Origin of the sequence: Acinetobacter johnsonii CIP 64.6, assembly GCF_000368045.1 — a bacterium.
Classification (GTDB): domain Bacteria; phylum Pseudomonadota; class Gammaproteobacteria; order Pseudomonadales; family Moraxellaceae; genus Acinetobacter; species Acinetobacter johnsonii.
Genome location: NZ_KB849236.1, coordinates 214,918 through 221,729 on the forward strand (window position 1 = coordinate 214,918; position 6,812 = coordinate 221,729).

Below are 6,812 nucleotides of genomic sequence, written 5' to 3' on the forward strand. Positions count from 1 at the left end.
CCCTTATGCGTTTGAAGTAGCTTTTTGTTCAGTTTTTGCACCAGCTTCTGTCTTTTTAGCATCCGTTGTTGGAGCTTGAGGTGCTGCTGCTTTAGGTTGATACGGTTTCGCAACAACTTTCTGTTCAGCTTTAACTTTAGCTATTCCGTCAACAATAACTTTTTCACCTGTTTTAAGGCCTTGAGTCACAATCCAGTCTTGGCCTTGAATACCAACTGTGGTGATTTGACGAGGCTCTACTACGCCTTTGTCATTCACAATCATTGCCATCGCTTGACCTGTTGGTGTGCGAGTCACTGCAATTTGCGGCACTAACATCGCATTCGGGATTACGCCTTGAACGATTTGTGCATTGGCAAACATACCTGGAAGCAGCAAGTGATTCGGGTTCGGGAACACCGCACGAATCGTCACAGTCCCTGTATCTGGGTTGACACTGGCATCAGAGAACGCTAAACGGCCTTCGATTGGATAGTCACTGCCATCTTCAAGTTTCAGCTTCACACGCGTGTTGTTACTGCTGTCTAAGCTACCTTTACTCAATTGTTGACGTAAACGAAGAAGTTCAGAGCTTGATTGGTTGATATCAACATAGATTGGGTCTAAACGTTGAATTGTCACCAATGGCTCTGTTTGGTTTGCAGTCACCAAAGCACCCGCAGTAACTGTAGAGCGGTTGGTTTGACCTGAAATTGGTGAGCGTATGGTTGAATAACCTAAGTCCACTTCAGCATTTTTAACTTGAGCACGTGCTGCGGCCACTTGTGCCTCAGCAACCTTTACTTGACCCACTAAGTCGTCATAGTCCTGTTTCGCAACAGCGTTGCTTGAAACCAGTTGCTGATAACGATTTAGTTTGGTTCTGAGTGTGCTTAAATTCGCTTCTTGTTGTAATAATGCTGCTTTGGCATTATCAAATGTTGCGCGGTTGGTACGAGCATCAAGTTCATAAAGTGCTTGACCTTCACGTACATAACTGCCTTCCGCAAACAAACGTTTTAGAATGATCCCACTCGTTTGTGGGCGAACTTCAGAGATTTCAAATGCCGTGGTTCTGCCAGATAACTCTACAGATTGTTCTACATTTTGTGGTTGTGCAACAATGACACCGACTTCAGTAGGTGGCATTTGTTGAGAAGCGCCAGCTTGCTGCGCATCCTTTGGATCTTTGCTACAACCAACAAGTGCAATACTCGTTGCTAATGCGCAAGCGGTAAGGGCTGGGGCCCAAAGCTTTGCCGACATCATAGTTCCACCTCGATTAGATTCTTATCTAAAAATAATGTGTATTTAATTGGGTATATCTGCCGCACAAGATGTAAAGCAGTGAAATCCAGATAATACTAATGCTCCAACCTGCGAGAACGTCGGATGGGAAATGTACTCCAAGATAGACTCTTGAAATTCCCATCATCAGCATCCATAAAAGAGCAATGGATACAACATGACGATGTGCAGAAAATGGTCGACTTAAGAAAATGGCAAGACACGCCAAAGTGGCAGCATACATACTGTGCGCACTCGGAAAGGAAGCACCATAGCTCGTCACTAGGTGAAACATTTCTGGTGGGCGTGGTCTTGAAATTAGAAATTTAAGTAGCCAAGCAGAAGCAATACTTCCAACAACGCCTAAACCAATAAAAACAACATCTCTATACTTTTTATACCATGCACGATGGAAACACCATAGAGTGGTTAGAAATAATACAAACGGCATGCCGCCGAGTGCTGATAAAAGTATTGCAAGCTTATCTATAGGTTCAGTTCTTAATGTGCTGAAATATTCGACCATCGCCAGATCTAAATCTGTAAGTGGTTGAATGCTTAGAACTAATGCACTGATTATAAATAAAATAATACCGATAAAAAGCAACAAGTAAGGCATGCTGGAACTCGTGTCATTTCAACCGATTTAAGCGCGGTTATTTACTGGGTTAAAGTGTACTCATCAGTACACTTTAATTCAAGTGTTGATTAATCATGTATAAAATTTTGTTTACAGTGTAACAAGAGCTCAAAATCAGTACAAAATCATTTTGGATGGTGTTTTGTACTGTTTGAACTTTCTTCAACTTCAAGTGGGACTTTCGGGGGCCAAAAGAAATCACTAGGGCGAGTCAGAAAATGGGTGAGGACCAATTTTGCTAAAGGTTTCCATTGTTCAAATCGAACTCGACGTGCACGTAAAGCCACAATAATCGTGAGGGTAAAACTGACAAATAAGTTCGTTAGACCAATAGCGAGCACTCCGAGGAACGATACAATAATCAAGCCAATCTCAGGACTACCATTAATATTCATCAGGCCTTGAATGAAGTTTGCTGAAGCAAAGGCAATATGGCGAATATCTAGGGGTAAACCCAAAATATAACCAATGGTTCCCATACTTCCTAACATAATCCCGAACAGAAAATTACCCGCCAACGCACCTAAGTTGCGTTCTATATAGCCTGCAAATTTATCGAGTCGTTCTTGCCCCATGATGGTTTTGAGACGAGGGTGTGCTTTTAAGCGTGGGCCAACTTTGCGATAAACCGCCATATTGTCAAAATAACCCGCCAGCAGACCTGACAAAAATAAACACACGCCAGCAATAGCAGCATGGGGAATGGCTAAAGAGGTAAATGGATTCAGGTCGTGTAGTGTTTTGCTGGCTTTTGCATGTGTCATCAGCGGTTCGTGTAGCCCCGTTGCCCAAGCCCATGCAATAAAGGCTGCAACGGGTATGGCAATCGAGATATTTCCCAAAATAGCAATGAACTGGGTACGGATAATATTGATAATCAATGCTGCTAATTCAGCAATTTGCGCGGTTTTAGAACCTTTGCGGTGTTGTACTGTTGCTGCAAGGGCTGCAGCAGTCATTGCGGGTTGTTTGGTCGCTACAGTAAAGTGCAAGACATGAATCAGCATAAAACCTAGTGAGTAATTCATACTGTAAATAAAGGCTTGCATGAGTGGTGCCATGACCATACGTGCCGACAAGGTTTTGAGCGTTGCCATAATGGCAATAATAACTCCTGCACCCGCTGCGGACTTATACATGGCTAAAAAGCCTTGTTTGTCTGTACTTACATAGTGTTCCCCGGTTTTACTGGCATTTTCAGTCACCTGTAAAGCAATCAATTCACTATTGGTCGTCAGTAAAGAGCGCACACTCCGTTCACTATAAATCGCAGCAGTAATGTCGACTAAGAGCAGACTCACCGCTTCATAGTGTACTTCGCCTTCTTCTACAATTAAATTGAGCAACAGTTCGACGCGGTCTAAGCATTGCTCAAGTAAGGAAATCAGATAGGTTAAACTGACACTGACTCCAATACGTCTAGTCGCACGACGAATTTTCAATACCACATCACGACACTGCTCAATCATGACCAGCGCTTGAGAAGCGTCGGGTGGGGCAACCACACTCGAGGTTTCTGCGTCTTGATGTGCCTTTTTATACTGTTGAATGAATTCGACAATTTCGCGGTTCTGCACTAAAAAAGGCGATTCATATTCGGTCAGCTCAGGATGCGCATTAATAAACTCTGGATATAAACCAATACCACTAATCCGATAAGACAACACCGTAATGGCTTTAATCACTTCACTGCGAATTTTGACTTTTTCTTTTTGATTGGCATGCCCGTGATTGAGCAGGTTCAGCAGTTGTAGCCAGTCACTGTCTCGGATGTTATCGAGCCAATATTTGTCACTTCGGTTGGGAAAAACGCGACGGACTAAATTTTGCAGTTGAGTTTCGTCATTAATCAGCGGGAGAAAATGTGCCCCTAAACGCTGTGACAATTGGTTCCAAAACCCATCTAAAGACAAGATACCTGTATCGGCATAAAGACTGGTTTGTTTATATTGGGAAATAAGCCGCAGTACAAAGCTTTGTAAGGTTGATGCGGCATCGGGAGTGATGAGTAATGCTTGAATGAGCGCTTGAAATTTTTGGTGGATTTCATCGGTTTGATACGCATCTATTGGACGAATACGCTCCACCAACTCAATTAAAAGTTGATCATTTAAAACAGCTTGAGGTTGCTCAAGCTGTTGCTGCATTTGAGAAAACAGATCATTAAATTTTATATGCATAGGCAAGTTAAAAACATTTTAAAGCATCATTTGTTATTGAATTCGATGTAAAGCCAGTTGGGTTAAATTGACCAGTGCTTGACGATATTGGCTGTCAGGTAAAGCCTGTAATGCTTGAAGTGCGGCTTCGGTTTCTTCATGCGCCCGTTGTCGACAGTAATCGAGTGCGCCAGAACTATTTACGATAGCAATGACCTGATCAAGATCTGCCGTTCCGCCTGTCGCAATACTTCGACGAACAATGCCATGTTCCTCACCCGTTGTATTTTTCAATGCTGAGATTAACGGCAAAGTCGGTTTACCTTCCATTAAATCATCGCCAATATTTTTACCTAATGTTTCAGCATCTGAGGTGTAATCTAAAATATCATCAATGATTTGAAAGGCATTGCCAAAGTGGCCTGCAAATAAACGTAGTGGTTCACGGTACTGCGGTGTCCCAGAAAGAATGGCAGCCCCTTCAGTTGCCAGTTCAAATAAACGTGACGTTTTACCGTGAATAATATCTAAATAAGTTTGTTCTGTGGTTTCAGGTTGGTGCTGTGCTTGAAGTTGTAGCACTTCACCTTCGGCAATTTCACAAGTCCCTGTAGAAAAATCTTTGAGTAAGGTCATATCACCGAGATCGACCAATAAATCAAAGGCACGTGAAATTAGAAAGTCACCCACCAGTACTGCGGTCTGATTGTTCCAAGTCGCGTTGGCCGTTGGGCGACCACGTCGTAAGCCAGATTCATCGACCACATCATCATGGACTAAAGTTGCGGTATGCAGCATTTCAATGATTGCAGCAAGTTTACGTTGGCGTTCAAGGTCTTCTGCACCACAGGCTTTGGCGGCCAATAAACACATAATGGGACGCATGCGTTTACCACCTGCTTCAACCACATGTTTACTCACCGCCATGACTAATGCCACTTTAGAGGTAATGCCTTCATTAATAAATGTGTCCATCGTGGCAAAGTCTTGAGCTACAGGGGCGAGAATATCTTGCTTAAAGTCGATGGTCATTTGAAGAGCGGCCTCATCTATATAAAGTGATAAAAATCAGCATTACCAGTATTGTGTAAATAGGGATACCTGTCTAAATGATTCATTTCAATCATAAATAAGACTCGCTAGAGTGCGAGACTATATTTTACTAAAGACAGTTCCTTATTTCCCCAATGTATAAGCGTACTGCATTTGTAGGCTTATTTACATTTTAAAAATCAATTCATCCATACTATAGCGGATTGATTTTAAAAATCTATTTCATTGTAAGCAAAGTCAAGCAAGAGTTGAACTGTAATTTGTTGATTGAGTTTTTCTCGATTATTAAATAATCGTTAATTTAGTCTAATAAGTTCGGCAAATCTCTTGTTGTTTGAGTCAATATCACTTAAAATCCTTGCCCTTGATTAACCCCAGTGGCGTTCGTATTAAGATCGATATCTTCCTTTATCGGCACGACGACACGGGCATGTTTGGAGTACATTATGTACGCAGTAATCCAAAGCGGTGGTAAACAGCACCGTGTTGTAGAGGGTGAAACCCTTAAAGTTGAATTGTTGAAAGCTGAAACTGGCGCAACTATTACGTTTGATGACGTATTAATGCTAGTAAATGGTGACAGCATTCAAATCGGTGCTCCAGTTGTTGCTGGCGCTACTGTAACTGCTGAAGTAGTTAGCCATGGTCGTCACGACAAAATCCGTATTGTAAAAATGCGTCGTCGTAAACACTACCGTAAACAACAAGGTCACCGTCAATGGTTCACTGAGTTGAAAATTACAGCTATTTCAGGCTAATCACGAGGAGTAATGAGACATGGCAACTAAAAAAGCCGGTGGTTCGACTAAGAACGGTCGTGATTCGAACCCTAAAATGCTTGGTGTTAAAATTTACGGTGGTCAATCTGTGACTGCTGGTAACATCATCGTTCGTCAACGTGGTACAGAATTCCACGCAGGTCAAAACGTTGGTATGGGCCGTGACCATACTTTGTTTGCAACCGCTGACGGCGTAGTAAAATTCGAAGTGAAAGGTCAGTTTGGCCGTCGCTACGTAACTGTTGAAGCGTAAGTTTTAATAGTAAGAAAAACCCACATTCTGTGGGTTTTTTTTCGTCTATTCATATGGTTAGCATATTTTTCTTGCGTTTTTTAATTTTGAATTAAAACACTAAATACTAATAAATAGTGATGTGAATCACAAAAAAAATAGGAGTGTAATAAAGAAACAAAATTAAAAGAAAGGCAGACGGATATGAATAAAATAGATACGAATGTCTTGGGTAATCCAGACAGCCAGATAATGAAAGTCTCTGGTCAGAACTTAAAACAAGAACATACTCATATTAGTACTGCAGTTTCTGCTGCAATGAATCTACAAACACTTAAGCCAAACCATTGTCTACAAAGGTTTGCTATGAACGTGCTTGTTTTAAGTGCGATTTTAATGACAGCGAATACAAATGTTTTTGCAGGTTCGTGTAATTCTAATCAAGACACAGGTAGTTGTCCTGGAAGTGGAATACCAGGACCAGCAGGACCTGCAGGAGCTGATGGTGAGGATGGGTTGAGTGCATATGAAATTGCGGTCAATACAATGAGTTATAATCCTGATCCAAATAAAACTGATCTCGAAAATGAAACAGCTTGGATAGAGAGTCTTCAGGGTGCCACTGGAGCACAAGGTGAACAAGGTCTCCAAGGTTTACAGGGTGAGCAAGGTATCCAAGGTGT

At 41.9% G+C, this 6,812-nt stretch carries 7 protein-coding genes; 3 read left to right on the plus strand and 4 right to left on the minus strand.

From position 1 onward, the window contains the following. Nucleotides 1-3: 3 nt before the first annotated feature. From F986_RS12010 to sdsA, 4 genes are all read right to left on the minus strand, one after another. Nucleotides 4-1,248 carry an efflux RND transporter periplasmic adaptor subunit gene (locus F986_RS12010; RefSeq protein ID WP_004695432.1) on the minus strand — a complete coding sequence of 415 codons (1,245 nt, stop codon included), beginning with the start codon at nucleotides 1,246-1,248 and terminating at the stop codon, nucleotides 4-6. 25 nt (nucleotides 1,249-1,273) lie between these two features. Continuing rightward, complete coding sequence (locus F986_RS12015) at nucleotides 1,274-1,885, minus strand: phosphatase PAP2 family protein (RefSeq protein WP_004695435.1); 612 nt, start codon at nucleotides 1,883-1,885, stop codon at nucleotides 1,274-1,276. 146 nt (nucleotides 1,886-2,031) lie between these two features. After that, the gene (locus F986_RS12020) at nucleotides 2,032-4,086 is read right to left on the minus strand and encodes a site-specific recombinase (RefSeq protein ID WP_004695436.1); all 2,055 of its coding nucleotides are present in this window, start codon (nucleotides 4,084-4,086) and stop codon (nucleotides 2,032-2,034) included. Nucleotides 4,087-4,119: 33 nt separating this feature from the next. Next, nucleotides 4,120-5,097, minus strand: a complete 978-nt coding sequence (gene sdsA / locus F986_RS12025; RefSeq protein WP_004695439.1) for an All-trans-nonaprenyl-diphosphate synthase — start codon at nucleotides 5,095-5,097, stop codon at nucleotides 4,120-4,122. A gap of 467 nt (nucleotides 5,098-5,564) precedes the next feature. On the opposite strand from sdsA, the gene rplU reads away from it, so the two are divergent. The 3 genes from rplU to F986_RS12040 all read left to right on the plus strand — a co-directional run. Beyond that, complete coding sequence (gene rplU / locus F986_RS12030; protein WP_004695441.1) at nucleotides 5,565-5,876, plus strand: 50S ribosomal protein L21; 312 nt, start codon at nucleotides 5,565-5,567, stop codon at nucleotides 5,874-5,876. A 19-nt stretch (nucleotides 5,877-5,895) separates the two neighbouring features. Continuing rightward, nucleotides 5,896-6,150 (plus strand): 50S ribosomal protein L27, encoded by a 255-nt coding sequence (gene rpmA / locus F986_RS12035; protein ID WP_004695443.1) that lies wholly within the window; start codon nucleotides 5,896-5,898, stop codon nucleotides 6,148-6,150. A gap of 183 nt (nucleotides 6,151-6,333) precedes the next feature. Beyond that, nucleotides 6,334-6,812: hypothetical protein (locus F986_RS12040; protein WP_004695445.1), on the plus strand; the 479-nt coding region annotated here is incomplete at its 3' end.

Coding starts and splice junctions, on each gene's coding strand:
- F986_RS12010 (WP_004695432.1), bottom strand. CDS start 1,248: ATGATGTCGGCAAAGCTTTGGGCCCCAGCCCTTACCGCTTGCGCATTA.
- F986_RS12015 (WP_004695435.1), bottom strand. CDS start 1,885: ATGCCTTACTTGTTGCTTTTTATCGGTATTATTTTATTTATAATCAGT.
- F986_RS12020 (WP_004695436.1), bottom strand. CDS start 4,086: ATGCATATAAAATTTAATGATCTGTTTTCTCAAATGCAGCAACAGCTT.
- sdsA (WP_004695439.1), bottom strand. CDS start 5,097: ATGACCATCGACTTTAAGCAAGATATTCTCGCCCCTGTAGCTCAAGAC.
- rplU (WP_004695441.1), top strand. CDS start 5,565: ATGTACGCAGTAATCCAAAGCGGTGGTAAACAGCACCGTGTTGTAGAG.
- rpmA (WP_004695443.1), top strand. CDS start 5,896: ATGGCAACTAAAAAAGCCGGTGGTTCGACTAAGAACGGTCGTGATTCG.